The following is a 218-nucleotide window of genomic DNA, read 5'->3' as shown; positions in this document are numbered from 1 at the left end:
CTGCGGCTTCATCGTAGGCAGCGATCGCACTATCGAGATTGGCGGCCGGGTTGATCCCCATCTGGGCTTGGGTGAGGCGGGCATTTCCCAGGTTATTCAGGGTTTGGGAGAGGTCTTTTTCTAACTTCAACCGCCGCATAATTTCTGCGGCTTCATCGTAGGCAGCGATCGCACTATCGAGATTGGCGGCCGGGTTGATCCCCATCTGGGCTTGGGTG

The 218-nt window shown here is 57.3% G+C and carries 1 pseudogene; it reads right to left on the bottom strand.

Annotated features, from left to right (window positions below):
• Nucleotides 1-218, bottom strand: a pseudogene (locus PL9631_RS26430) (CHAT domain-containing protein); the annotation flags it as partial.

It is taken from the genome of Planktothrix paucivesiculata PCC 9631, assembly GCF_900009265.2.
Lineage (GTDB): Bacteria > Cyanobacteriota > Cyanobacteriia > Cyanobacteriales > Microcoleaceae > Planktothrix > Planktothrix paucivesiculata.
Note: the sequence above shows the minus strand (reverse complement) of the source record. Positions and strands in the feature narration are given on the sequence as shown.